Consider the following 26,460-nt stretch of genomic DNA (forward strand, 5'->3'; position numbering starts at 1 on the left):
ATTGAGGATTAATGGGAATATGAAGAATATCAGTACTAAAAAATCAGTAGTTCTTATTGCAGCGGTTATTGTTTTGATACTGGCTGGAATTATAATTTCAGTAAGTACAGATAAGAACAGAAAGAAGCAGGAAGCGGACAGTAAAGCCAGTGTAAGTGTAACAAGGACAGATCTTAAGAATGAAGCATCATCTCAACAACAGAATATTAAGGAGCAGACAGATGTTGAGATATTGTTTGAGAATAAGGCTGTACCGGTTGGGACAAGCCTGAAGGTCACAGCAATTGTCACACCTGATGATGACGATAAGTCAATTGTATGGACAAGCAGTAATACAGATGTATTTACTGTAGATAAAGACGGAGTAATAACTGTTACAGGGAGTGGTACAGCTACGCTTACGGCTACAGTTGGAAGTGTTTCTGATGCGATTGTAATCGAAGGAATAAGAAATGTAGCTGCAGGTTCAGATAATGGATTCAGTGTGTACACTCATACGGCAGGGAGTATTTCGTCAGGAAGCAACACAGGTTCAGGCAGTGCCAGTGAAGGAGATTCCAGACTAGAGAATCTGCCTGCAGGAGAAAATAAATCAGAGAGTTCTCAAGGAACCGGAAACAGTGGGGATGGTGTACAATCTGGTGGGGTGCAGTCTGGAGGCGTACAGCCTGGCAGTAGTACAACAGAAAACTCATCTTCAGAAGATAATAATGATTCTGGAAGTTCTGGCTCAGGAGAAATTGAAGATACGATTATTAATAATGGATTTGAACAGACAGTTTCTAATGTTTATGTATGTCAGCAGAATGGGACATATTATGGTGAGATTATAACACAGAGTAATGTGACTATTATATATATTAAGAAACGTAACAGTGAATTTGACAGCAGGATTAATAATGTAATCGAGAATCTCATTCCTGGTAATTCACAGATGATATGGAATAATTATCTTTCGGCTTCAACAGACAGAACATTTACAGTTGACGGAAGAATGGTAAGGATTGTAGTTGCTACAGGTGGCGGACACTCTCAAATTGTAATATACAATTAAGTAAAAATATGTTATATTTAAACATATGCAGGTTAAACTTGTTTAATGAGGTGAATAAATTGCTTAATGAGAATAAAATCAAAATGATGACCAAGATGGCAATATATGAGAAGAATGAAGGAAAAAGCATGTTGAAAACTGCCAAGTATTTTAAGGGTGATTACATCGCTTTTGGAGTATTAAAGACAGTGATTGCCACTACATTTGCAGGAGTGATTCTTCTGGCGATGTATTTCTTGTGTAACGCAGAAGGAATGATAAGGGATATCAATAACCTGGATTATATAGGACTTGCCAAGAAGTTTGCATTGTATTATGTGCTTATGCTTGTCGTATTCTGTGTAATTGCCGGGTTTGTATATTATTTCAGATATGAGAATACCAGAAAAGGTATTAAGAGGTATTTTTCAAGGCTTAATAAGCTGGAAAGATTCTATACAGGGCAGAAGAAGAAATAATTATTTGGAGGCATAGATGGCATTTTTATTGGAATTAAAGGAAAGTTTTAAGAAATTTTACAACAGATATAATACATATGTGGTACCAGCATCAAAGTTTATTATTGCATTGATATGTTTTATTATGATTAATACAAGTATTGGTTACATGGATAAGTTGAAGAATCCGGTGTTTGCACTGTTACTTTCTGTTATATGTGCATTTCTTCCGGGTGGTTTTACACTGATAGTTCTTTCAGCATTTATTCTTATACAGTTGTATGTAATTGCTCCGGAATTTGCATTACTGGTATTGTGTGTAATGCTTCTGATGTATCTTCTGTATTTCAGATTTGCACCTAAAACAGCTTATATACTTATTATTACTGCCATGTTCTGCTGGATGAAGATACCATTTGTGCTTCCAGTAGCGATTGGTCTGTGTTCGTCAGTTGCGGCAGTTATACCAGTGAGTTTTGGTGTTATTATGTACTACATAATAAGAACTGCAAGTGATTATGAGGCTGCTATTTCTGATGATTCTTTGTCAGAAAGTATGAAACAGATATCTTATCTTATAGAAAGCCTTTTAAAGAACAGACAGATGCTGGTGCTTATTATAGCAGCTGCAGTTACTATTATTGTTGTATATATTATCCGAAGACAGAAAATCGATCATTCATGGAAAATAGCTATTATTGTGGGAAGTATAACACAGTTCCTTATTCTGGTTGTAGGACAGATAGCTTTGAAATCAGATTTTAATATTGTTCTTATAATTATAGGAACTATACTGGGGGTTGCAGCTGCATATATCTGCAATATTGTTTTCTTTGCACTTGATTATAAGAGAACAGAGTATGTACAGTATGAGGATGATGAATATTATTATTATGTAAAGGCTGTACCAAAGATTAATGTTGCAAATGCTGATGTAAGAATTAAGCATATTAATGCTAAAAAGACTAAGAAGACAGATGATATCAGACAGATGAGAACCGGCGATACAGCTAAAGATAATGGATATGCAGTATCTAACGAAGAAGATGATGATATTTTATTCTATGATGATGATAAGTAATAATCAGAATATATTTTGCTAGTTTTATTTAGAAGATTATAAGAAGAACGGAGGCGATAATACAGTGAATAATTTCATAAGGGATTATCTTGTTAAATTATATATTCCGCGTATAACATGGACCGATATTATTGAGATTGTGATTATTGCTTTTGTTATATATAATGTCATGGTATGGATTAAGAATACCAAGGCATGGGTATTGCTTAAGGGAATTATTATTGTTGTTATATTCGCACTGATTGCGTATATTCTGAATCTTAAGACTATTCTGTGGATTGCAGGAAAGACAATCAGTGTTGGTATTATTGCACTTGTTATTATATTCCAGCCGGAGTTAAGAAGAGCATTAGAGCAGCTTGGACGAAAGAAGATTCTGTTTGGACTTTTCAGGTTTAATGACGGAAGAGAAAAGGGTGAAAGGTTTAGCAGTAAGACTGCAGAAGAGATAGTAAGGGCATGCTTTGATATGGGGGCTGCTTATACAGGAGCACTTATAGTTATTGAACAGGATATGGTTCTTGAAGAATATGAGAAAACAGGAATTACGGTTGATGGCCTGGTTACAAGCCAGCTGCTTATCAATATATTTGAGCATAATACGCCGCTTCACGATGGAGCTGTTATTATAAGGGGAGACAGGGTTGTTGCTGCAACATGTTATCTGCCTCTTTCAGATAATAACAATCTTAATAAGGCTCTTGGCACAAGGCACAGAGCAGGTGTTGGTATCAGTGAAGTGACAGACAGTATGACTATTATAGTATCTGAAGAAACCGGTAAGGTTTCGGTGGCTGTTGGTGGAGAACTTATTCATGATATTGATGCGGATTCTCTTAGAAACAAGCTGGAATATCTTCGCAGGAGAACTATTGATGTGAAGTCGTTCAAGATATGGAGAGGAAGGCTAAAGCATGAAGGAAAAGATGTTTAAGAACCTGAGCCTTAAGATTCTGTCGGCTATATTTGCGGTTGTTTTGTGGACGGTTATAGTTAATGTATATGATCCAACCACGAGTTATACATTCAGTAATGTGTCGGTACAGCTTATTAATACAGAGAGTCTGACTGATAAGAATTACAGTTATGAAATTGTAGAGGGTGGCAAGATATCAGTATATGTAAGTGGACCGAAGAGTATTGTTACTAATATCAAAGCAAGTGATATTGTTGCAACTGCGGATCTTAGCAAGATAAGCGCATTTGCTGATTATGTTGATATTCATGTATCAGTTGTTAAAGATGGACAGGTTCTTAATAATGTTGAAGCTACACCTAAAACATCTGCTGTAAGATTAAGCATAGAAAACAGAGATACTAAGACTGTAAATGTTGTTTCAGAGATTACCGGTTCAGCGGCAGATGGCTATGCAGTGGTAAGAAGAGTGCTTAATCCAACATCTGTTAAGGTTACAGGACCTTCGTCTGTTATCGATAATATAGACCATGCAGGGATATCTTTTGATGTGACAGGAGCGACTGCAGATGTGACGGGAACAGCAGATATTCATTTGTATGATTCTGATAATAATGAAATTAATGATTCTTCTGTTGAACTTACACAGACAAGTGTGGGCTATACTGCACAGGTTGTAAGGACTAAGACTGTAAGTATAGAAGTTAAGACGTCAGGAAAACCGGCAGACGGATACAGAGTTTCAGGAGTGACGCTTAATCGTGATAGTGTTGTTGTATATGGTGATACCAATATGCTTAACAGTCTTGATAAGATTGTTATTCCGGCAAGTAATATTAATGTAGATGGTTTGACTGAAAATAAAGTGTATAAGTTTGGTCTTTCGGATTACATAGATAAATCGCTTACAATTCTTGATAATGCAAGGATTGAGGTTACAGTAAGAATCGAGAGTACAGGTAATAAGACAATAACACTTAATACATCAGATATTAAGGTTAGTGGACTTGAAACCGGAATGAGCTACAGCTTTGAGGATAGAACATTTTCAATAGATGTCGAGGGTTCAGAGACTGCAATTGCTGCATTAGACGCATCTGCCATAACGATGACTGCAGATTTGTCTACATATACTACGTCAGGAATACAAAGCATTACATTGTCGGTTAAACTTCCGGATGGAGTTACATTAAAGAGAGCAGCATCCGTTAATGTGTTGTTTAAGGATAATACCCAGGAAACAGAAACTACTCAGTCGACTCAGGAAACAACATCAGTGACGACTAGAAATTGAGAGGTGATTCATATGGTAAGTGAGAAGATACTAGTTGGAAGTGCATTAGGAATACATCTTCGTCCTGCAGGAGCAATGTGTGATACAGCTGTTAAATTTGATTCACACATTACATTCACATTTAAGAATAAGGTTGTTAATGCAAAGAGTGTTATATCTATTCTTGCATCAGGCGTTGGGTGTGGAGATGAGATAACTCTCATAGCAGAAGGTCCGGACGAAGAAGAAGCATTGAAAGCAGTTTCTGAGAGCTTTAGAAAAGCTTTACAGGACTAATATAAATCAAGAAAAGAGGTAAAGGGTATGGGTTATATGGAAACTTACAAAGCATGGTGTGAGAATGAATATTTTGATGAAGACACACGTGCAGAACTCAAATCAATTGCAGGAGATGAGAAAGAGATTGAGGACAGATTCTATAAGGATCTTGAGTTTGGAACAGGCGGACTTAGAGGTGTCATAGGCAATGGTACTAACAGAATGAATGTATACATTGTAAGAAAGGCAACACAAGGATTAGCTAATTTTATTATCAAGGAAGGAACACAGGATAAGGGTGTTGCTATTTCTCATGATAATAGAAGAATGTCAAGAGAATTTGCGCAGGAAGCAGCTCTTTGTCTTGCGGCTAATGGCATTAAGGTATACATATTTCCTTCATTAAGACCAACACCAGAACTTTCATTTGCAGTAAGAGAACTTCACTGTACAGCAGGTATTATGGTTACGGCAAGCCACAATCCTCCAGAATACAATGGATATAAGGTATACTGGGATGACGGATGCCAGATAACAGCACCTAAGGATACACAGATTATCAATGAAGTTAAGGCTGTTACTGATTTTAATGATGTTAAGACTATTGATGAAGAAGAGGCTAGAGTAAGAGGCCTGTATAACATTATTGGATATGATATGGATGATGCATTTATTGCAGCATTAAAGAAGCAGAGCCTTAACGGAGATATCATTAAGCAGGTTGCTGATGATATTAAGATTGTATACTCTCCATTCAATGGTACAGGTAATGTTCCTGTAAGAAGAATTTTAAGAGAGTTAGGTTTCAAGAATGTATATGTTGTTCCAGAACAGGAAAAACCAGATCCTAACTTTACAACACTCGAGTACCCTAATCCTGAAGACCCTAAGGCATTCACATATGCATTAAGACTTGCTAAGGAAGTTGATGCAGATATTATTCTTGCAACTGACCCTGATGCGGACAGACTTGGCGTATATTCTAAGGACACTAAATCAGGTGAGTACAAGTCATTCACAGGTAATATGTCTGGTATGCTTATTGCAGAATACCTTCTTTCACAGAGAAAGGAGAAGGGACTTCTTCATGAGAATGGTGCATTTGTAAAGACTATCGTATCTACTAACTTAGCTGATCTTATCGCTAAGGAATATAACTTAAAGCTTATTGAAGTTCTTACAGGATTTAAGTATATTGGTGAGCAGATTAAGTTCTTTGAGCAGAATAATACATACGAATATGAATTCGGTTTTGAAGAGAGTTACGGCTGCTTGGTTGGAACTCATGCAAGAGACAAGGATGCCATCGTAGCTGTTATGGCATTATGTGAAGCAGCAGCTTACTATAAGTCTAAAGGCATTACTTTATGGGATCAGATGATTAATATCTTTGATAAGTACGGCTACTTCAAGGAAGGACAGAAGGCTGTAACTATGAAGGGTGCAGAAGGTGCTGTCCAAATTGCTAAGATGATGGATGATTTAAGAAATAATCCACCTAAGAAGTTCGGAGCATGGAATGTTGTTGAGTTCAGAGATTATAAGAAGGATGAGTGTACAGTTATTGCTACAGGCGAGAAGAAGCCTACAGGACTTCCTGAATCTAACGTACTTTATTTTGAACTTAATGACCATGCATGGTGCTGTGCAAGACCTTCAGGAACAGAGCCTAAGATTAAGTTCTATATGGGTGTTAAGGGAACAGGTCTTGAGGATGCTGATAAGAAGTTAGAAGAACTTACTGATGCAGTTTCTGAAATTGTTGGTTTATAATCAGTTCAAATTTAATTAACAACTAAAACACAATATGAACACATTTCGTTGTTATATTACATGTATTGACAGTGAGATGTGTTCATTTGTTATGTATGGAATCTTCATTGTCATAATACAATGTTAAAAGGAGAGAATGATTATGTATAACGACAATAATGAGAATGAGTCACAGTACCGTTACAGTGGCAGTGATATACCATATAACAATACTAATAATAGCAGTACAGCCAATAATAACACAGCATTTTCAAGTGCACCTTATGAAGCTAAGAAGCACAAGAAACACAAAGGCGGATTTGCAAAGAAAGCAGCATGCTTTGTTCTTTCAGCAGTACTTTTTGGCGCAATAGCCGGTTCGGTTATGTTTGGTGTTAATTATGCAGGCGGAAAGATTGCTGGCAGTAATAAGTCTGATGCTACAGGTGTTAATATACCAACAGTAAGTAATAATATTTCTAATGTTGCTAAGACAGATTCTTCGCTTACAGAAGATACTAATCTTTCAGCATCAGGTAAGATGGATGTAGAGGCGGTTGCTACAGCAGCCCTTCCTGCAATGGTTCAGCTCAATGGTACAACAACAGTTAAAAATTCAAGTTATTTTGGATATGGACAGAGCTATGAAGCAACATCAAGTGGTACGGGTATTATTGTAGGCAAGAGTGATACTGAATTACTTATTGTAACTAATGCACATGTTGTTGATAATATTGATAATCTTAAATGTGTATTCTCTGATGGCACAAGTGCAAGCTGTTCTGTTAAGGGTTCTAAGTCAGATCAGGATATTGCGGTAGCCGCAGTATCATTAAGTGATATTTCATCTGATACAGCGTCTAATATTGCAATTGCAGAACTTGAAGATTCATCAGATATTAAAGTTGGACAGCAGGTTGTTGCCATTGGTAATGCATTAGGTGAAGGCCAGTCAGTTACAACTGGTATAATTAGTGCAAAGGACCGTTCAATTACAGTCAACAATGTAACATTTACAGGACTTCTTATGACAGATGCAGCGATTAACTCTGGTAACAGTGGTGGAGCTCTTCTTAATTCAGAAGGAAAGGTTATCGCTATTAACTTTGCAAAAACAAGCAGTGATGGTGTAGAAGGTATGGCTTATTCAATTCCTGTCTCTAATGTTAAGGATATTATCGATTCATTAATGACTAAGCAGACAAGAAACAAGGTTTCATCAGATAAGGCAGCATACCTTGGAATTGCAGCAGTAGATATTACAAGTAATTATGCATCATATTATGGATATCCTGTAGGTATTCTTATAAGAACTGTAGCTGATGATTCAGCAGCAGACAAGGCAGGATTAGAGACATATGACATAATTGTCGGATTTGATGACCAGACAGTTACTACTTGGTCAGGACTTACTAACATGCTTCAGTATTATGAGGCAGGTGAAAAAGTAACTATAGATTATTATCATATGGAAGGAAGCGAGTATGTTCTTAAGAGCACGGAGGTAACGCTTGGTTCTAAGAAGGCATCTTAAGGATATATTCCAAGTATATATTTATGGATAATACCAATGAGAATATGACAGAAGATAAGGATATTAATAAGAATAACAATGGGAATTCCGATGATTATGAGAAGATATGTTTTGTGTGCAGAAGACCAGAATCAAGAGCTGGTAAGATGATTGTTATGCCTAACAATATATACATCTGTCAGGATTGTATGCAAAGAACATTCGATTCAATTAACAGCAGCGGAATTAATTATGAAGATATGATGAAGATGTCAAACATGCCTGGAATGGGCATGTTTGGCAATTTTGGCGCTATGGATTCAGACCCGGTTCCAGAAAAGCAGAAGCTTAAGAAAAAGAAAGAGAATAAGAAGGAGTTACCAGCGCTTGACGTTTCTAAGCTGCCTGCACCACATGAGATTAAGAGAAAGTTAGATGAGTATGTTATAGGTCAGGACTATGCTAAGAAGGTAATGTCGGTGGCTGTATATAATCATTATAAAAGAGTTTCAGCAGATGCTAAGATTCTGGGTGACGTTGAGATTGAGAAGTCTAATATGCTTATGATTGGACCTACAGGAAGTGGTAAGACATATCTTGTTAAGACGCTTGCAAGGATATTACAGGTGCCACTTGCTATTACAGATGCAACAACACTTACAGAGGCAGGATATATCGGAGATGATATAGAGTCAGTTGTTTCTAAGCTTTTACTGGCAGCAGACAATGATGTAGAGAAAGCTGAACATGGAATTATATTTATTGATGAGATAGACAAGATTGCCAAGAAGAAAGAGACCAGAAGCAGAGATGTAAGTGGTGAGTCTGTACAGCAGGGAATGTTAAAGCTGTTAGAAGGCAGTGAGATTGAAGTTCCTGTTGGTGCGACAAGTAAGAATGCAATGGTTCCACAGGTAACTGTTAACACGAAGGATATTCTGTTTATATGTGGTGGTGCATTTCCGGATCTTGAGGATATTATCAAGACAAGGCTTAATAAGTCATCCTCAATTGGATTTAATGCTGACCTTAAAGATAAATATGATGATGAGAAGAACATCATGTCTTATGTGACGGTTGATGATCTTAGAGAATACGGAATGATTCCAGAATTTTTAGGAAGACTGCCTATCATATATTCACTTGACAGACTGGATGAGGATATGCTTGTCAATATTCTGAAAGAGCCTAAGAATGCAATTCTTAAGCAGTATCAGAAGCTGTTAGAGCTTGATGAGGTGAAGCTTGAGTTTACAGATGATGCATTAAGAAGCATAGCAAGAAAGGCAATGGAAAAAGATACAGGTGCAAGAGCACTCCGTTCTATTATTGAGGATTTTATGCTTGATATAATGTATGAGATACCGAAAGACAGCAATATAGGTTCAGTTACAATTACAGAAGATGTTGTTGAAAAGAAAGGTGCTCCGGTAATAACTATGAGAGCATAATAGTTATAGCAGAATAATACAATACATTTCTGAATACATATAGCATGTACAGTGATTGCTTTATGTTAAGGAGATGTTATGGCATGTGATTTTGATATAACCAAAGAGAATATATATGATTACATAATAGAAGATACCCCAGGGGCTGATGAAGCTATTAAGGCATTGTCAGGGATATGTTCGCAGAGAGCTGATTCGCAATGGATTATAGCTCATGGAGAACTGCCTGATAACCGCCAGCTTAATATAAGCTCTCTGGGGTATTTTACTATTCCAAAGTTATATGGACTCATGGAAGGCGATGCGGATATAAGTGCACTTGATGAAATAGGTGCTTTACGTGTACTTGGACAGGATAATCTGCAGGCAGACGGGAGTAATGTTCTCATAGGGTATGTGGATACCGGAATAGATTATCTTAATGATGTTTTCAAGGACAGACTTGGAAATACAAGAATTCAGGCTATATGGGATCAGACAGATAGAACAGAGACTGATGTTGCAAATACATATGCACATTTTGGCAGAGTATATGAAAAGGATGAAATAGACAGGGCAATAGAGGCTGACAATAACGGAGAAAATCCATATTCTTATGTTGCACAAAGAGACACGTCAGGACATGGAACGCTGATGGCTTCAATATCAGCAGGTTCATATACAGACGGATATGTTGGCGTTGCACCAGGAGCAGAGCTTTTAGTGGTTAAATTAAAACAAAGTAAACAGTATCTGAGAGATTTTTTTCTGATAAAGGATGACGTTCCAGCTTTTGAGGAAAGTGATATTATGTTGGCTTTAAGATTTCTTGAAGATTACGCTATACGACTTGGAAAACCATTGATAATAATATTTGGTCTGGGAAGTGCTAATGGTTCAAGAACAGGCGCATCTCCTCTGGCAGAAATGATGGAGAATCTTACTAAAAAACCCAATATATCAGTTATAACATGTATGGGCAATGAAGCTAATAATAAATGTCATTATAAAGGGACAGTAATGTCAGCCCTGGTACCTGATGTTATGGAAATTAATGTTGATGGAACAGGAAAGGGTTTTACGATGGAAATATGGGCGGATAGTCTTGATATATTATCCGTGTCGATTGAATCACCGTCAGGGGAATATGTTCCAAGAATACCTGCAAGAATGGGTGCAAGTATGGAGTATACATTTCTTTATGAGGGAAGTACGGTTACGGTAGATTATCAGATAACTGAAAATGTTGCTGGAATGGAGGTTATATTCGTAAGACTTAAGACACCAGTTGAGGGTACATGGAAATTCTATATATATAGTCTCACTAATATAAAAGGAAGTTATAATGCATGGCTTCCATTAAAGCAGTTTTCCGGACAGGATATATATTTTTTAAAATCCGACCCGGATACAACACTTACAGTTCCAGCGGCAGCTGATGGTGTTATAAGTGTAGGAGCATATAATCATTATACAGGGGCTGCTTATTATGAAAGTGGGCGTGGATATAGCGCTGACGGAAGGATTAAACCTGATTTTGTTGCACCGGGTGCGGGGGTATATGGAATTGCTCCATCTGGAGGCGTTAAGGTTACTGGAACAAGCTATGCAACGGCTTATGCCGGGGGCTGTGTTGCACTTTTATATTCATATCAGGTAAATGTAAAGAATAGTCAGATGATTAATCATAACGATATTAAAGCACAGCTTATAAGAGGTGCAGTACGCTCAGAATATATGGTATATCCTAACCCTGTAGTTGGTTATGGAAAACTGAATATATATACAACATTTAACATGATGAGAATATCTTAGGTTGAAATCACTGGTGTTATATGCTAAATTGTTCATACATGACGAAAAGAGGAGATAGAGAAGTATGAAATATAAGGCATTGGCACTGGATTTGGACGGAACATTAACTAATAGAGAGAAGAAAGTGCCAGTAGGTAATAAAGAAGCGATTGAGAAAGCGATAGATGCAGGTGTTAAGGTTATTCTTGCATCAGGAAGACCGCTTTTTGGAATAACACCAATAGCCAGAGAGCTTGAGCTTGACAAAAAAGGTGGTTATATACTGGCATATAATGGCGGCTGTATAGTTGACTGCAAGACAGGGAAGCAGATGTCTGCGACAATAATGCCACAGGATTGTATAGCAGATATATGCAGTCTTGCAAGAGCCAACGGTGTGTATGCTCTGACATATGCTGATACGCAGATAGCTGCTGAGAGTGATTCTGATGAATATGTAAAGAAAGAAGCAATATGCAACAGTACTACAATCAAGAAAGTAGATGATTTGCGCAAATTTGTGGATTATCCTGTAGAGAAATTTCTGGTTGTAGGAGAGCATGAAAAGCTTCTTCCTGTGCAGAAAGCCTTGTTAGATAAGCATGAGGGAGTAATCAATGCATTTTTTTCAGAGAGCTATTTCTTAGAGGTAGTACCTGCGGGAGTTGCAAAGGATGCATCTTTGGATAAGCTGCTCACAATGCTTGATATAACAAGTGAAGAACTCGTTGCATGCGGCGATGGAATGAATGATATTCCAATGTTAAAGTATGCAGGTCTTGCAGCGGTTATGGAGAATGCATATCCTGAAGTTAAGAAATATGCAGATGTCGATGTACCATCTAACGATGACTGTGGTGTGGCATATGTTATAGATAATTATATATTATAATAATGGATTATAAAAAATATACCCCCGGCGGTTTTATTGGCTGCCGGGGGTATGTTTTATTGATTAATTAGAATTGTTATTGAGACTGTCAACATATTCATCTACATCGAATACATCACCATTCTGAATCTTACTCATAAGCTGGATAGCTGTATTAATACTGTCTGCGTAAGGATATACAACAGAAGCACCTCTAAGGCCGGTTATCTCAAGATAAGCAGGACCCTGTCCAGCAGGTGGCTGAGTTGATCCTTCAATACTGTATGTCTGTATGTTCCATGCTGTACTGTCGCTTAACTGAAGCTTAACAAGATCAGATATTGTGCTTGTTGGAATATTAGTAAGGAACATATCACTAACAGCATCAAGTACGGCTGAATACTTGGTAAGTATTGCAGGTGAAGTAGCTTTCTGTAAGATACCCTTGATGGCGGCTGTCTGGTTACGTCCACGCTGGAAGTCTCCGGCAGCAAATGCATGTCTTTCTCTTGAGAATGCAACTGCCATCTCACCATCACATTCATTAGGTCCCTTGACGAAATGATATGGAATAGGAGAAGCATCTTCGCCACAAGTAAATTCTACTTCTGAGTCAATTGTGATTCCACCAAGTGCATCTACAACAGAGACGCAGCCTGTGAAATTAATCTTTACATAATAATCAATGTCAATGCCATACAGATTCTGGAGAGTGTCAATAGAAGCTTCTACACCGTAGTTTCCAGCATGTGTAAGTTTATCATAACCTTTTCTTCCATCAGGTCCGGTAATCTTAATGTAAGAATCTCTTGGTGTTGTAACTAGGAGAATCTGCTTTGTTTCAGGATTAATAACGGCAACTATATTAACATCACTAAGTGCATTATTAGAGAGTGCTGAATCGGCACCATCTTCACTTGAGATACCGGAAACATATATTATAAATGGTTCTTTCTTTACGTTAACGTTGGATTTCTGGACAGTAACAAGCTTCTTATATTCGTATTGCTTAATAATCTTAACCTTGGTATCAAAGTCTTCATACTGTGAGGCAACAACCTTAAGCATGGAATCATTCATAACAATTGCCTGAATCTCTGTATTATCATAAAAGGCAGTTACAAGATCATCCCATGATTTGTATTCTGCAAGTTCCAGGCTGCTCTTGTTAAGCTCTGATTTAACAGAATCAAATGCTGTCTTGACATTAGCGTTGCTTGCAGTTGAATTATAAGCAAACTTGTAATTGGCAAGATCATTTAAAGAGGAAGCCTTGTCATCTGCCAGTACAACTACATCAACGATGTCAGTGTTAATCTCAGGAAGATTAAGTTTATTAAGGACAGAATCAAGCTTAGATGATACAAGGTATATAAAAACAATCACTCCTGACATAAGTACTGCAAGAATCTTACCTATAATATGAGCCTTCGTAAACTGCGATGTGAAATCATACAGGAATATCAGCAGTAAAAATGCGTTGACCGCAATTAAATACTTCAATGGAAGAATATCTAACTTAAATATATTAAATAAAAGTAATCCCGATACAATAAGCTGTATCAGAACTAATATAAGACCAATAAGTGTACCCCAGCCACGCCTTTTTCTTTTTCGTTCTTTCTTAGAAAGCTCTTCTTTATTCTTAAATAAATATTTCATATCGTCTTTACTTCTTGTAAAAAAATTAGACATAATTCACTCCTTAATTACAATTAGGATAATAAAAAAATAACGAATACATTCTACCATGATTTTATCAAAAAGTAAAACTTAATTATCTTAAGCAAGAAAAACAACATACCTTAGATATAGGCTTATTTTAATTAATATTATTACAAATAACTTAAAGTTAATAGGTAAACGCTATAAAAAACTTGCGGAAATTAACCAGAACAGATATAATAACGCTAGAATTGATGTGCAGTAATGTACAATCTTAAATAATAATTTAAAGGAGTGTTTTAAGGTTATGGGGTATGTTGATGAAGTATTAGACATCGTGTCTAAGAAGAATGCAGATCAGCCTGAATTTTTACAGGCAGTAACAGAGGTTCTTGAGTCTTTAAGACCAGTTGTTGAGGCTAACGAGGAAGTTTACAGAAAGAACGCTATTCTTGAAAGAATTACAGAGCCAGATCGTCAGATCATGTTCAGAGTTCCTTGGGTAGATGACAAGGGACAGGTACAGGTAAACAGAGGTTTCCGTGTACAGTTCAATAACGCTATTGGACCATACAAGGGTGGTTTAAGATTACATCCTTCAGTAAACTTAGGCATCATCAAGTTCTTAGGTTTCGAACAGGTATTCAAGAACTCACTTACAACTCTTCCAATCGGTGGTGGTAAGGGTGGTTCTGATTTTGATCCTAAGGGCAAGTCAGACAGAGAAATCATGGCATTCTGCCAGAGCTTTATGACAGAACTTTGCAAATATATCGGTGCTGATGTTGATGTTCCAGCTGGTGATATCGGAACAGGCGCAAGAGAAATCGGATTCATGTTCGGTCAGTATAAGAGAATCCGTGGAATGTTCGAAGGCGTACTTACAGGTAAGGGACTTACATACGGTGGATCACTTGCAAGAACAGAAGCTACAGGTTATGGTTTATTATACCTTACTAATGCTTTATGGAAAGATAATGGAATGTCACTTGAGGGCAAGACAGCAGCTGTATCTGGTTCAGGTAATGTTGCTATCTACGCTATCCAGAAGGCACAGCAGTTAGGTGTTAAGGTTGTTACATGCTCAGACTCAACAGGCTGGATTTATGATCCAGAAGGAATTGATGTTGCACTTCTTAAGGAAGTTAAGGAAGTTAAGAGAGCACGTCTTACAGAATACGCTGCTGCTAAGCCATCAGCTCAGTATTTTGCTAAGCAGAATGGTGAACACGGAGTATGGCAGTACAAGGTAGATCTTGCTCTTCCATGTGCTACTCAGAATGAGTTAGACATCGAGGATGCTAAGATGCTTGTTGCTAACGGTGTTGTATCTGTAACAGAGGGTGCTAACATGCCTACAACATTAGAAGCTACAAAGTATCTCCAGGAGAATGGTGTTCTCTTCGTAGGTGGTAAGGCTGCTAACGCTGGTGGTGTTGCTACATCTGCTCTTGAGATGAGCCAGAACTCAGAGAGACTTTCATGGACATTCGAAGAAGTTGATGGAAAGCTTAAGGGAATCATGGAAACAATCTACGCTAACATTTCAGATGCTGCTAAGAGATATGATATGACAGTTGGTGGAAAGACAGACTATGTTGCTGGTGCTAATATCGCTGGTTTCGAGAAGGTTGTTGACGCTATGCTTGCTCAGGGAGTTTGCTAATTACAGGCTTTAATGTAATAATTGTCTTATAATATGATTTAATTGTAAGGTTCTGCAGACAATATGTCTGTAGAACCTTTTTTTACTTGGCAGATTGCGAAAAATGATTTATATTATATGATTGTAGAAGTATAAAAATGGAGGTCTGTATGAGAAAGAATATAGCAAGAGTATTGCTGTACGCAGCATGTGCGGTACTTGTTGTTTTTTACATATTAGTATTATGGTGGGGAAAGAATCCTAAAGTTGGAACAGAATACCGAATGTACTATCTGACACATGAGCTTACAGACTGGCCGGGTTATGGTAATCTGAAATATACATTTGGAACGAAAGAGATATGTACAGAACATAAAGACCGTAATGGTAAAGAACAAAGCAATGTCTGCAGTCGTAAAGGTCAGGGCTGGCAGAAAACAAAGAGATATGAAGGAACGAAGAATACAGACAAAGATTCATATATATACTATATTCCGGATGAATCATCTGATAATATATATCTTGTATGTGATATTACGGAATATGATACAACAGCCGTTGGTGATAAAGGAATTGAAGTATATGTGAATGATAAGCTGATTGGAAATATAGACAGCAAGGGAACAACGAAGCTAAAGATAGGATATGTCAGCGGTGATGAGCTTCTTACAGTGAAGTTTCATGCTGACAATGCAGAATATACTCTTTACAGTATAAGCCTTGATAAAGGTCAGGCGGAAACTTAAATCCAAAGATGACAGAATATGTGTAAATGTATAGAAAGGTAGAATTATATGAAGAAATCGGGATTTAAATCATTATTAAAAAAGATCAGGCCATACGCAGTACCTGGTATAATAACAGGTCTGGTTATGATTGTAATACTTATACTTAAAGGTATATGGCCTTTTGGAAGCAGCAGAATAGATTATTTTGACAACATGCAGCAGGTAGCACCGCTTTATGCACATCTGTGGGATTTCATGCATGGTAAGGCATCAATATGGTTTGACTGGTATACAGGTCTTGGAACAAATGTGTCAATGAGTATATCAGCATTTTCAATGATTACACCGTTTAATCTTTTATTATATTTTGTTCCAAGAAGTTACATATTAGAGAGCATATCAATAATTACACTTGTTAAGATGATATTCATGTCAGTTGCAATGTATGCGCTTATTAATAAGAAATACAATAATCTTGTGTATGGATTAAAGGTTATGTTTTCATGCATGTATGCCTTTTGTGGTTATGTAATTCTCTATGGTTCATGCTTTACACCATGGATGGATATAGTTGCATTTTTCCCTATTCTTATAATGGCATATGACAGAATGCTTGAGACAGGAAAGAAAATGTTCTATATATGCATGATTGCGTTGTGCTTCATAATTAATTATTACTTAAGTGCAATGTCACTTATATACATATTCCTTATCTGTGGAATAAGAATGGTAGTTATGCAGGAGAGAAAGCAGTGGAAGGAAACTGCATGGAATGTCGGTATAGGCACAATTGCAGGTATCGGACTTTCAGCATTCGTGCTTGTTCCTGTATTTGCACAGCTTTCTTCATCACAGAGAGGTGGTGCGTCTAAGGGGCTTTTATCACAGTATGCAGGCTGGATAACAAGTTCAATCGTTACAGATGGTGCAATGGCAGCACTGCAGCGATGGATGATGCTTTATGGACTTGCATTCGTTATAGCAGTTATTATTATGGGAATAAAAATATATAAGTCAGACAGAAAACAGCTTATATATTCTGTAGCCATGCTTGTTGTTGCATTAGGTCCGGTGCTTATGGAGGCTACTAACCTTATGTGGCATTTTGGCTCATATAACGGATATACATTAAGAAACGGATATCTGATATCGTTCACGCTTATCTGCGTTGCTGCAGGAATGGCTGAGAAGATGTTTGCAGATATACCATTAAAGGGTGCGTTTTATCGCAGGCAGACAGCGATAGTAGCGGTAATTGGTGCAGTATATGTTATGATTTATAACATATTACCAATAAACAATGAAATGCTTGCAATGGCATTTTTTATAATGATATTTGCAGTAATGTTTGCAGTGTATATGTTTATGCTCATAAGAAAGAAAGAATTTAACTGCAAATCAGTTATCCTTGTTATTGCACTTGAATTGTTTATCGGTGCATATGCTCTTATAGGACCTCCTAAGTTTTATACATATGAAGATTATCAGATTGGTGATTATGTGCAGTATGCCAATGATGCGGCAGACAGCCTTGATATAGAAGAGTCTGCTACAGACAGAATAGTAAATCCTGATATCAGTCTTAATGCCAATTATCCTCTTATATTGAGAAGAGGAGCATTATCAAGCTTTACAGCAGCTTTAGAGGACGATACACAAAGTTATGCCAAGAGATGGGGATATTCTAAGTATTTCCTGTGGCTGTTAGATTCAGGTGGAACAGTATTCAGTAATGCAGTGCTGCATGTTACACAAGCAGTTAATATCAATGAACTTGACAGTGCTTTATATACATTAGAGAAGAAGGAAGGCGATTACAGCCTTTACAACACTAATTATAACCTGCCATTTGGATTCTGTGTTGACAGCAGCTTCAGCAAGCTTGATATGACTAATGTTGACTGGATTACATACCATAACAGAATGTATAAAGCAATGACTGGAGATAAAGAAACATTTGTAACAAGAATATATCCACAGGCAGAGACTGCTGGCAATATTAAGTCCATGACTATTAATGTCGGAAGCAGGAGTGCTATATATATGAATATTGCAGATGTGAAGAAGCCTAATGCGGATGCTAATGCATCTAAACTTGAGAGCAGCATACATGTATATGTGAATGGTGAGGCAGTTGTTGTACCTACACTTGGAGATGTTAATAATACAGCATATTTTACGGATTATAATAATAATCTTCTTTATCTTGGCATATTTGAAGATGAAGATGTTCAGATTAAGATTGAATATGATAAGCCTAAATATATTAACCAGAGTAAGATGACTATCGGACTTCTTAATATGGAGAAGATGGATAAGCTCTGTGAGGATTTCGCAGATAAGCAGACAGATGTTTCATATACTAATAATACGCTTACAGTTAAGATAAACAGTGATGGAACTAAGGATTATGCCCTGATACCGGTTATTAAGAGCGCTAACTGGACCGTGACACTTGATGGAAAGACAGTTAAGACTAAAGAGATAGCAGGGCTGTTTACAGGTGTACAGGTTCACGAAGGCGAGAATACATTAGTGTTTACATTTGTGCCAAAGGGCAGAAATGCAGGACTGCTTATTACACTTGTGACATTGTTAATAACTGTGTTATGCCTTGTGATTAATTATAAGAGAACTATAAATGTTCCTGTATGGGCTAAGTACTGTGCACAGTATATATATATTGGATTGTTTGCAATAGTTGTGGCTGCAATGTTTGTAGTACCTGTAATAAGTACAATCCCGGCAGCTATATATCATATAATCCGTATATTATTGAAATGAGGCATTAGATGAACAGACTAAAAAATAATGAGAATTGCAGGCTTCTGTTAAAGATATTGATTATATTTGCGATATCAAGACTGATTATGCTTATCATGGTTCCTGTGTATAATGGAATTATGGGGACACACAGATCATTTCTGTTTCTTATGAACGAGTGGGATGCAAAGAAATATGCCTATATAATCAATCATGGCTATACACACCCTACGGATATTGATCCTCAGGCTAACTGGGCGTTCTTCCCATTATATGTTATCGTGTGTGCAGCATTAAAGGCAGTGACAGGCGGGCTTATTAATACTTATGTTATTGGAATGATAGTATCTAATATATGCATAATTATTGCAGCATTCTTTGCTGTTAAATGTCTTAAGAAGCAGACTTCTATTAAAGAAGAATATACTATGATTATGCCAGTGCTTTTATTTATGGCACCTTACACCTTCTATTGCAGTTCTGTATATACGGAAGCGATGTTTATAATGTTCATTGTACTTTTTTTCTATTTCCTTTTTGAGAAGAAATACATGGCAGCAGGAATTATGGCAGCATGCTCAAGTGGAACAAGAATTGTAGGCTGTATACTTGTATTTGCACTGGTTGTACAGCTATATATTGACATGGAAGGAACTAAGATAAGCTTTGGCAGGGTTAAGACATTTGTAATGGATATGCTTAAAGCACCTAAGAAGATACTGTCAGTGCTTGTGTGCCCGCTCGGTGCATTTGCATATATGACATTTCTTAATTTCTTCTGTGGTGATGCATGGGCATATAAGAATGTCCAGATTGCATGGAGAGAGGATGAGTATTTCCCGATTATAGGCGTGTTGTGGAAGGCATGTACAGGACAGATTGAGCCAAGATATACATATATGGGGTGGTTCTGTATTGCAATACTGATACTTTATGGATATATGTTTTACAGAAAATATTACTCAATGGCAGTGTTCGGAATTATATCACTTCTTGTGCCATTGACATCACATGTTATGAGTACATGTAGATTTACGGCAGGAACATATGTTGCATTTGTGGGAGTGTATGACATACTTACAAGATGTAATAAGGCTGTAAGATACATTATTATGGCGGTTCTTATTGCAATCGAAATATATCTTTTGTTCTTATGGTACAATTCAGACTGCTGGCTTATGTAGCAGTCAGAAGAGGAGGCAGATATGTCAGATATAATATCAGAGATAAGCAGAATCAGTGAAGATGAGCTGCGAATGCAGATAGCGCTTATTGACAATGTTAATATATCTAATGCGGTTAAAGAGACCGGATACAGGCTGGTTAATGTGCTTGCAGATGTTGCCAATTCATTTACACAGAGTATAGGAATAAAGAATTCGATTGATTATGAGGTAAAAAAAGTATCAGATCTCGTACGGGAAGACTGTCTTCGCTATAAAGCGTTAGACAGGGAAAAACTTGAGAAAATGTTATATGAGCGGCTTGAAGTGATGTGTCCTGAAATTGAAGGAGACATGAAGGATAAGGAAGTAAAAGAGCAGATGTCCAGATACATTATTGATGAGGCGGCATCTGCATATGGAATTAATAAATATATGTCACCCGCTCATAAAATAGAAGAAATAAGCATAAGATATAACAATGCATTTTTAAATAATATTATGAACCAGATACGTAATCTTACAGCTGTCCAGAAAAAGTCATATGCTGAACAGGTTGGAAGAAAATTAGGGGTTGCTTCAATGGAGACTAAACGTGAGGTTCAGAAAAGTCTTATGCCAGAGAAATTCAATGGCGAGGGAATTATAGATGTACTCGGCAGACAGAGAAGTACGACAAAGCTTGAAGCTGCAATAAGACTTCTTGGGGAAGATGCATTCTGGTCGACAGAGGCGCAGGTAAAGACAATGTATCAGGCTGTCAGAAATATGACAAGAATATCAAAACTTCAGGCGGCGGGATACATATGGAAGGTAAGCCATGCAAATGATATCAAGTTTTATGCACCATCAGACCTTATGCCGTCTTATATTGCTGCGGACAAAAAGAAAGCCGCTGATGATAAGGACAGAGAATACCGTGTTATGTGTACTCAGGTTGAAAAGGCACGCAAGGAATTAGAAAAATGTGAAAAGGATGTTTCTGTAAAGACAGACAGGATGACTGAAGCACAGAAGAAATATGATGCTGCCGTGGACAGGCTTAATATTGCACAAAATGATTTTGCAAAACTTGAAGATGTCAAAGATGATTACATTAATAACAGAAAGACAGAAGATGAATCAAAACGATATTATGCACAGGTTAATGATACAAAGAGGGAAATGGACAGAAGTCTTGGTGATAGTGACAGGAAGAAAAAAAGACTTCAGGAGACAGAGAAAGAATTAAAACTTGCATGTGAGAAGGCAGAGGAGAGAAAGATATATCTTGAATCTGTACAGAAAACGGCAGATGAAGAGACCAAAAAAAGAGCAAAGGAACTTAAGATAAAATGGACAGCCTTTTTCTTTAAATATTCATTTGATGATGAAGTATTTGAGTCTGCTGTGAGTATATTTAGCAGGGAAGAATTACGATATATTGAAGAAACTTTAAAAGAGGCACATGATTCAGCATCTATGCTGGCAGTAGGGGATAATAATGTGATAAGGGCATATACTGGTGGAAAATACACAGCTGTTATTACATATGAGGACAGACATATTATTTCTATACAAAGTATGTGACATCCGGAAAGGAAAAGATGAGACATGTATAATGAGATTGTGAATAGTCTTGACAGTATAAGTCAGTTTGCATCATCTACAGGATTAGAAAGAGGCAGACAGTTATTACATGATATGAATAATCCAGAGAAGTCATTAAAAATAATACATGTTGCAGGTACTAATGGAAAAGGATCGGTGTGTGCTTATATTGCAGGAATTTTACAGCATAATGGTTATAAGACAGGACTTTTTACATCTCCTCATCTTGATGATATAACAGAACGTATAAGAATCAATGGAATAATGATTTCACAAGAGGATTTTGAAGAAGCATACTGGTATGTGGAAGAACACAGGACACAGGAGCTTGCGTATTTTGATTATCTTTTTGGCATGGCAATGTATTATTACAGTAAGCATGATGTGGATTATGTTGTTATGGAAACGGGTCTTGGCGGAAAGCTGGATGCAACTAATGCAGTCGATAATCCGGTTGTCTCAGTAATAACAACAATATCGCTTGAACATACTGCAATTCTTGGTGATACAATAGAAAAGATTGCAAATGAAAAAGCAGGGATAATTAAACCGGGAATACCGGTTGTGTGCAGCGGCATAGTGAAAGAAGCTGCTGATGTGATAAGAAAGCGTGCAGCAGACTTTGGATGCGACTGTCATGTGGTTGACGACAATACATTTGAACTGATACAAAATACATACGGGTATATTGATTTTTTAATTCATAATGAGTATTATAAGAATGATTGCTTCCGGTTAAGTACGAATGCGTTGTACCAGATGGAAAATGCAAGTATTGCACTTACGGTATGTGCTAATCTGTGTGACAGGGGGATGATTAAGCTTGACAATAAAGCAGTCAGTATGGCAATGTACGATACACACTGGGCAGGAAGAATGGAACTGTTAAGAGACAATCTGTATGTTGACGGAGCGCACAATCCACAAGGGATTCAAAGCTTTGTAGATTCAGTAAACAGTCTTTATGAAAACAGTCGGCTTGATAAGGCAACATTACTTTTTTCAGTAGTAAGTGACAAGAATTATGACAGAATGATTAAGATACTATGCAGCTGTAAGCATTTCAGACAGATATATGTTACAATAACGGGCGGTGTCAGAAAGCTTCCAGCTGATATAATAAAGGAAACATTTGAAGCACATATTAAGGATACACCGGTATATGTATTTGAGAGTGTTGAAGAAGCTATGAAAAAATGGGATAACAGACTGATGTTTGCAACGGGGTCGCTTTATTTAGTTGGTGATGTGGACCGTGCATTGGAAGGAAAGGAAAATAATCATGATTAATTTTGATGAAGAGATACAGAAGTTTCAGCCAAGTCTTGAAGTAGAAGATGCTGAGGACGCAATATATAACAATGATGTACCGGATATCACAGATCTGATATCACAGATACTTAGCGGAAAGAATACAGATAAGTAGTGAGGGGTGGACATATGAGATGTTATAAATGTGGAAGCTTCCTTACAGATGGTGATACATGTCCACAATGTGGAGAGAATGTAAGAATATATAAGAAGACAGCCAGAGTATCAGATGCATATTATAATGCAGGACTATATAAAGCAAGAGTGAGAGATTTAACCGGTGCAGTTGAATCTCTTAAGATAAGCCTTATGATTAACAAGTACAATACCAATGCAAGAAATCTGTTAGGTCTTGTTTACTGTGAGATGGGTGATGTAGTTGAGGCTTTAAGCCAGTGGGTAGTAAGTAAGAATTTTACGCCTGAAGGCAATATTGCAGGACACTATATTAAGAAGATACAGACTAACCAGAACAGATTTGAGATGATTACAGGTACTATCCGTAAATATAATCTTTCTTTGAAATATGCCAAGGAAGGCAATCTTGATATGGCTGTAATACAGCTCAAGAAGGTAGTTGCCAATAATCCACAGCTTATTAAGGCACATCTTCTGCTTGCACTTATATACATTAAGCAGAACGAGCTTTCAAGAGCAAAAAAGCTGCTTAACGCTGTTCTTGCAATAGATAAGAATAATACACTTGCACATATTTATATGAAAGAGATAGCAGAAAGAAATGCAGCAAAGAAAGCGGAAACATCAGGTTCTTTCCTTCCTAAGAGAAAGGAAAAGGATATTGATAAGAAACCGCTAAGTGGTAACGATGTTATTCTTCCAAGGTCGTCATATAAAGAACCAAGTAATGGTGCAATAACAATAATAAATGTATTGGCAGGTGTTGTAATAGGTGCAGCATTAATATGGTTTCTTATTGTTCCGGCAAGGAATAAGGGACTTACACAGGATTATAAGAAAAGTCTTCAGGAGTATAGTGAGCAGTTATCTTCTGGTAATGTGGAACTGAATTCTATGCAGAAAGAACTTGAAGAGGTTAAGGCGCAGAAGGATGCACTTGAGCAGCAGCTTGGCGTTGTTAATGGAACAGAGGGAAGCAACAAGCTTTTGGTATCAGTAATAGAGGCAGCAAGTGATTATATTGCAAATAAGCCTGATGATGCTGCGAATAAGCTTGTTGATATAGATGTCAGTGCACTTCCAAGTGAGTCAGCAAAGACTTTATATAATACAATAGCAACGGCGACACTTCCGGCAGCAGCACAGACCTTCTATAACACAGGAATGACAGAGTATTACAAGTCCAACTATGAAGTTGCGGCAGATAATCTTGTCAAAGCATACAAATGTAATAACAGTGCAGATTCAGCTTATTATGCAGCTAAGTCATATGTAGCATTAGCAAAGACTGATGATGCAAAGAAATACTATAAGTATATTGTGGATGATTATTCGACTAGCGGATATTACAAAGAAGCCAGCGATTACGTTAATTCACATTGATGAGGTACTAAAAGATAAGCCCCCGGCAAAGATAATTCTTTGCCGGGGGCTTTGTTGCAGAATTAGTGAAGTGTAAAAGCAGAGAGGAAAGAGGAGATTATTATGTCAAAACAGGTTAATACAGCGGATGAGCAGGATGAAATCCAGCATATGGATTATATATACATGGTTAATGATGACAAGCTTATGATACGAATGAATGCAGAACTTGACCATCATCTGGCAGAAGAGATGCGTCAGGTTATAGATGATGTAATAGATAAAAGAGGCGTAACTCATATAGTATTTGATTTTACTAAAGTGGATTTTATGGACAGTGCAGGAATAGGACTTATTATGGGGCGCTACAAGAAGGTTATGGATAAAGGTGACATAACAATCGTGGGAGTCCGTGAAAGTGTTAAGAGGATACTTCTTATATCAGGACTTCATAAGATAGTTAACATATATGAGCTTAAAGGACAGGAGGCATAAGTATGATGGAGAATAACAATGTTGAATTATTATTTGAAGCCAGGTCGGAAAATGAAGCATTTGCAAGGGTTGTTGCGGCAGCCTTTGTTACATATTTAGATCCAACAATCGAAGAATTGCAGGACATAAAAACAGCAGTTTCCGAGGCAGTAACTAACGCAATAGTCCATGGCTATGATAATGGTCCGGGAAAAGTAAGAATGAGATTAAAGGGCATACAGAATCAGGTAATAATAGAAGTGCACGATGACGGTCTTGGCATGGAAAATGTTGCAAAAGCAATGGAACCTCTGTATACAACCAAGCCTGAACAGGAACGTTCAGGAATGGGATTTTCGTTTATGGAGGCATTCATGGATGATTTAAGAGTTGCGTCGGCACCGGGCAAAGGAACAACAGTTCTTATGAGAAAGAAAATAGGGGAGTAATTGATAGGATGTGATGCTATGGATCAGACTAAGGATTGTACCAGGGAATTGATCGCTAAAGCACACAATAATGACAAAGAGGCTAGAGAGAAGCTGGTAACAGATAATCTTGGGCTTATATGGAACATAATTAAAAGATTTAAGGGGAGAGGAACAGAACAGGAGGATCTGTTTCAGATAGGCTGTATAGGGCTTATAAAGGCAATTGATAATTTCAATCTGGATATGGATGTTGCATTTTCAACATATGCAGTTCCTATGATAACAGGTGAGATAAGAAGATTCCTGCGGGATGACGGAATGGTAAAGGTAAGTCGTTCTATCAAAGAAAATGCAGTAAAAAGCATGAGAGCGGCGGGACAGCTCCGTGACACGTTAGGCTGTGAACCGACAGTAGAACAGATAGCAGCTGCCTGTGAGTTGTCAGTTGAAGACATAACATTGTCAATGTCTGCATCAATGGAGGTTGAATCAATATATAAGACAATCTATCAGGGTGATGGAAGTGAGGTCATGCTGATGGACAAGTTAGAAGACAAGGCAGACATTGGGGAAACTGCATCAAGTAAAGTGGCACTTGCACAGCTTATGGAAACACTTTCACAGCGTGAAAAAGAGCTTATCAGAATGCGTTATTATGATGATTACACACAGATGCAGGTTGCTAAGGAGTTCGGAATATCGCAGGTGCAGGTGTCGCGGATGGAGAAGAAGATTTTAAGTGGCATGCGCAAGCGGCTGTTTGCGTGAAGGATTCATTCATATATTAACG

Annotated in this window: 23 protein-coding genes; 22 read left to right on the forward strand and 1 reads right to left on the reverse strand. The window is 37.3% G+C overall.

The annotated features are described in order from the left end of the window. The first annotated feature begins 19 nt into the window (after positions 1 to 19). The 11 genes from GKE48_RS09145 (at position 20) to GKE48_RS09195 (ending at position 12,421) form a co-directional block, all read left to right on the forward strand. Positions 20 to 1,054, forward strand: coding sequence for an Ig-like domain-containing protein (locus GKE48_RS09145; protein ID WP_154300910.1), 1,035 nt, complete (start codon positions 20 to 22; stop codon positions 1,052 to 1,054). 50 nt (positions 1,055 to 1,104) lie between these two features. Beyond that, complete coding sequence (locus tag GKE48_RS09150) at positions 1,105 to 1,512, forward strand: hypothetical protein (RefSeq protein ID WP_334296468.1); 408 nt, start codon at positions 1,105 to 1,107, stop codon at positions 1,510 to 1,512. A gap of 16 nt (positions 1,513 to 1,528) precedes the next feature. Then, on the forward strand, positions 1,529 to 2,572 hold the full coding sequence (locus GKE48_RS09155) for a hypothetical protein (RefSeq protein ID WP_055287739.1): 1,044 nt from the start codon (positions 1,529 to 1,531) through the stop codon (positions 2,570 to 2,572). A gap of 64 nt (positions 2,573 to 2,636) precedes the next feature. Beyond that, complete coding sequence (gene cdaA / locus GKE48_RS09160) at positions 2,637 to 3,506, forward strand: diadenylate cyclase CdaA (RefSeq protein WP_022098474.1); 870 nt, start codon at positions 2,637 to 2,639, stop codon at positions 3,504 to 3,506. Further along, positions 3,487 to 4,782, forward strand: a complete 1,296-nt coding sequence (locus GKE48_RS09165; protein WP_055215934.1) for a CdaR family protein — start codon at positions 3,487 to 3,489, stop codon at positions 4,780 to 4,782. The genes cdaA and GKE48_RS09165 overlap by 20 nt, the downstream gene beginning before the upstream one ends. A gap of 12 nt (positions 4,783 to 4,794) precedes the next feature. Further along, complete coding sequence (locus GKE48_RS09170; protein ID WP_022098476.1) at positions 4,795 to 5,058, forward strand: HPr family phosphocarrier protein; 264 nt, start codon at positions 4,795 to 4,797, stop codon at positions 5,056 to 5,058. 27 nt (positions 5,059 to 5,085) lie between these two features. Next, positions 5,086 to 6,813: a phospho-sugar mutase gene (locus GKE48_RS09175; protein WP_012739849.1), complete on the forward strand. Its 1,728-nt coding sequence runs from the start codon at positions 5,086 to 5,088 to the stop codon at positions 6,811 to 6,813. Between the two features lie 142 nt (positions 6,814 to 6,955). Next, positions 6,956 to 8,326, forward strand: coding sequence for a S1C family serine protease (locus tag GKE48_RS09180; RefSeq protein WP_243138484.1), 1,371 nt, complete (start codon positions 6,956 to 6,958; stop codon positions 8,324 to 8,326). Between the two features lie 44 nt (positions 8,327 to 8,370). After that, positions 8,371 to 9,756 carry an ATP-dependent Clp protease ATP-binding subunit ClpX gene (gene clpX / locus GKE48_RS09185; RefSeq protein ID WP_154300956.1) on the forward strand — a complete coding sequence of 462 codons (1,386 nt, stop codon included), beginning with the start codon at positions 8,371 to 8,373 and terminating at the stop codon, positions 9,754 to 9,756. Positions 9,757 to 9,834: 78 nt separating this feature from the next. After that, positions 9,835 to 11,550, forward strand: coding sequence for a S8 family peptidase (locus GKE48_RS09190; RefSeq protein ID WP_154300913.1), 1,716 nt, complete (start codon positions 9,835 to 9,837; stop codon positions 11,548 to 11,550). Between the two features lie 64 nt (positions 11,551 to 11,614). Further along, the gene (locus tag GKE48_RS09195) at positions 11,615 to 12,421 is read left to right on the forward strand and encodes a Cof-type HAD-IIB family hydrolase (protein ID WP_022098480.1); all 807 of its coding nucleotides are present in this window, start codon (positions 11,615 to 11,617) and stop codon (positions 12,419 to 12,421) included. 63 nt (positions 12,422 to 12,484) lie between these two features. Here the strand turns inward: GKE48_RS09195 and GKE48_RS09200 are convergent, their stop codons facing one another. Then, positions 12,485 to 14,095 (reverse strand): LCP family protein, encoded by a 1,611-nt coding sequence (locus tag GKE48_RS09200; RefSeq protein WP_154300914.1) that lies wholly within the window; start codon positions 14,093 to 14,095, stop codon positions 12,485 to 12,487. A 277-nt stretch (positions 14,096 to 14,372) separates the two neighbouring features. On the opposite strand from GKE48_RS09200, the gene gdhA reads away from it, so the two are divergent. The 11 genes from gdhA to GKE48_RS09250 all read left to right on the forward strand — a co-directional run bounded on the left by gdhA (position 14,373) and on the right by GKE48_RS09250 (position 26,438). Then, on the forward strand, positions 14,373 to 15,731 hold the full coding sequence (gene gdhA, locus GKE48_RS09205; protein ID WP_012739843.1) for an NADP-specific glutamate dehydrogenase: 1,359 nt from the start codon (positions 14,373 to 14,375) through the stop codon (positions 15,729 to 15,731). Positions 15,732 to 15,880: 149 nt separating this feature from the next. Next, the gene (locus GKE48_RS09210; protein WP_055215940.1) at positions 15,881 to 16,456 is read left to right on the forward strand and encodes a hypothetical protein; all 576 of its coding nucleotides are present in this window, start codon (positions 15,881 to 15,883) and stop codon (positions 16,454 to 16,456) included. Between the two features lie 48 nt (positions 16,457 to 16,504). Further along, a complete protein-coding gene (locus GKE48_RS09215; protein WP_154300915.1) occupies positions 16,505 to 19,222 on the forward strand; it encodes a YfhO family protein in 2,718 nt (905 codons plus the stop codon). 8 nt (positions 19,223 to 19,230) lie between these two features. After that, on the forward strand, positions 19,231 to 20,385 hold the full coding sequence (locus GKE48_RS09220) for a hypothetical protein (protein WP_055287763.1): 1,155 nt from the start codon (positions 19,231 to 19,233) through the stop codon (positions 20,383 to 20,385). A gap of 21 nt (positions 20,386 to 20,406) precedes the next feature. Continuing rightward, a complete protein-coding gene (locus GKE48_RS09225) occupies positions 20,407 to 21,933 on the forward strand; it encodes a hypothetical protein (RefSeq protein ID WP_154300916.1) in 1,527 nt (508 codons plus the stop codon). A 24-nt stretch (positions 21,934 to 21,957) separates the two neighbouring features. Further along, positions 21,958 to 23,244, forward strand: a complete 1,287-nt coding sequence (locus tag GKE48_RS09230; protein ID WP_022098487.1) for a bifunctional folylpolyglutamate synthase/dihydrofolate synthase — start codon at positions 21,958 to 21,960, stop codon at positions 23,242 to 23,244. Beyond that, positions 23,237 to 23,380, forward strand: a complete 144-nt coding sequence (locus tag GKE48_RS14570; protein ID WP_022098488.1) for a hypothetical protein — start codon at positions 23,237 to 23,239, stop codon at positions 23,378 to 23,380. Before GKE48_RS09230 ends, GKE48_RS14570 begins: the two co-directional genes overlap by 8 nt. Before the next feature lie 14 nt (positions 23,381 to 23,394). Beyond that, positions 23,395 to 24,786, forward strand: coding sequence for a tetratricopeptide repeat protein (locus GKE48_RS09235; RefSeq protein ID WP_154300917.1), 1,392 nt, complete (start codon positions 23,395 to 23,397; stop codon positions 24,784 to 24,786). A gap of 102 nt (positions 24,787 to 24,888) precedes the next feature. Beyond that, a complete protein-coding gene (locus GKE48_RS09240; RefSeq protein WP_022098490.1) occupies positions 24,889 to 25,260 on the forward strand; it encodes an STAS domain-containing protein in 372 nt (123 codons plus the stop codon). A gap of 2 nt (positions 25,261 to 25,262) precedes the next feature. Continuing rightward, positions 25,263 to 25,688, forward strand: coding sequence for an anti-sigma F factor (spoIIAB, locus tag GKE48_RS09245; protein ID WP_173016913.1), 426 nt, complete (start codon positions 25,263 to 25,265; stop codon positions 25,686 to 25,688). 18 nt (positions 25,689 to 25,706) lie between these two features. Further along, positions 25,707 to 26,438: a SigB/SigF/SigG family RNA polymerase sigma factor gene (locus tag GKE48_RS09250; RefSeq protein WP_022098492.1), complete on the forward strand. Its 732-nt coding sequence runs from the start codon at positions 25,707 to 25,709 to the stop codon at positions 26,436 to 26,438. The last annotated feature ends 22 nt before the right edge of the window (positions 26,439 to 26,460 follow it).

The organism is Lachnospira eligens (genome assembly GCF_009680455.1).
GTDB lineage: Bacteria > Bacillota > Clostridia > Lachnospirales > Lachnospiraceae > Lachnospira > Lachnospira eligens_A.

Coding starts and splice junctions, on each gene's coding strand:
- GKE48_RS09145 (WP_154300910.1), top strand. CDS start 20: ATGAAGAATATCAGTACTAAAAAATCAGTAGTTCTTATTGCAGCGGTT.
- GKE48_RS09155 (WP_055287739.1), top strand. CDS start 1,529: ATGGCATTTTTATTGGAATTAAAGGAAAGTTTTAAGAAATTTTACAAC.
- GKE48_RS09165 (WP_055215934.1), top strand. CDS start 3,487: ATGAAGGAAAAGATGTTTAAGAACCTGAGCCTTAAGATTCTGTCGGCT.
- GKE48_RS09170 (WP_022098476.1), top strand. CDS start 4,795: ATGGTAAGTGAGAAGATACTAGTTGGAAGTGCATTAGGAATACATCTT.
- GKE48_RS09175 (WP_012739849.1), top strand. CDS start 5,086: ATGGGTTATATGGAAACTTACAAAGCATGGTGTGAGAATGAATATTTT.
- GKE48_RS09180 (WP_243138484.1), top strand. CDS start 6,956: ATGTATAACGACAATAATGAGAATGAGTCACAGTACCGTTACAGTGGC.
- clpX (WP_154300956.1), top strand. CDS start 8,371: ATGACAGAAGATAAGGATATTAATAAGAATAACAATGGGAATTCCGAT.
- GKE48_RS09190 (WP_154300913.1), top strand. CDS start 9,835: ATGGCATGTGATTTTGATATAACCAAAGAGAATATATATGATTACATA.
- GKE48_RS09195 (WP_022098480.1), top strand. CDS start 11,615: ATGAAATATAAGGCATTGGCACTGGATTTGGACGGAACATTAACTAAT.
- GKE48_RS09200 (WP_154300914.1), bottom strand. CDS start 14,095: ATGTCTAATTTTTTTACAAGAAGTAAAGACGATATGAAATATTTATTT.
- gdhA (WP_012739843.1), top strand. CDS start 14,373: ATGGGGTATGTTGATGAAGTATTAGACATCGTGTCTAAGAAGAATGCA.
- GKE48_RS09210 (WP_055215940.1), top strand. CDS start 15,881: ATGAGAAAGAATATAGCAAGAGTATTGCTGTACGCAGCATGTGCGGTA.
- GKE48_RS09215 (WP_154300915.1), top strand. CDS start 16,505: ATGAAGAAATCGGGATTTAAATCATTATTAAAAAAGATCAGGCCATAC.
- GKE48_RS09220 (WP_055287763.1), top strand. CDS start 19,231: ATGAACAGACTAAAAAATAATGAGAATTGCAGGCTTCTGTTAAAGATA.
- GKE48_RS09225 (WP_154300916.1), top strand. CDS start 20,407: ATGTCAGATATAATATCAGAGATAAGCAGAATCAGTGAAGATGAGCTG.
- GKE48_RS09230 (WP_022098487.1), top strand. CDS start 21,958: ATGTATAATGAGATTGTGAATAGTCTTGACAGTATAAGTCAGTTTGCA.
- GKE48_RS14570 (WP_022098488.1), top strand. CDS start 23,237: ATGATTAATTTTGATGAAGAGATACAGAAGTTTCAGCCAAGTCTTGAA.
- GKE48_RS09235 (WP_154300917.1), top strand. CDS start 23,395: ATGAGATGTTATAAATGTGGAAGCTTCCTTACAGATGGTGATACATGT.
- GKE48_RS09240 (WP_022098490.1), top strand. CDS start 24,889: ATGTCAAAACAGGTTAATACAGCGGATGAGCAGGATGAAATCCAGCAT.
- spoIIAB (WP_173016913.1), top strand. CDS start 25,263: ATGATGGAGAATAACAATGTTGAATTATTATTTGAAGCCAGGTCGGAA.
- GKE48_RS09250 (WP_022098492.1), top strand. CDS start 25,707: ATGGATCAGACTAAGGATTGTACCAGGGAATTGATCGCTAAAGCACAC.